Here is a 227-nt window from a genome sequence, read left to right as displayed (position 1 = left end):
CGCCTTAAACGAACGCAAGGGCTGGACTTCGTTGTGGTGGACTACCTACAGGACGTGAAAGAGCGCGGAGAAACTAACGACAACAGCGGCAGCGCATTAGCTCGAATATGCCGTAAGCTTCGGGCAGCAGCGAAGGAATGCGATTGTCACGTTATGGGCTTGTCACAGGTTGTCAGGGGCGTGGATGATCGGCAGGATAAGCGACCAGGCAATTCAGACTTGGCAGG

The 227-nt window shown here is 55.1% G+C and carries 1 protein-coding gene; it reads left to right on the top strand.

What is annotated here, in order from left to right; translation table 11 throughout:
* On the top strand, window positions 1-227 hold a 227-nt coding region (locus tag PPOP_RS16665; RefSeq protein WP_042229508.1), incomplete at both ends, for a DnaB-like helicase C-terminal domain-containing protein.

It is taken from the genome of Paenibacillus popilliae ATCC 14706 (assembly GCF_000315235.1).
Lineage (GTDB): Bacteria > Bacillota > Bacilli > Paenibacillales > Paenibacillaceae > Paenibacillus_B > Paenibacillus_B popilliae.
This window is presented reverse-complemented; position numbering and strand designations above follow the sequence as displayed.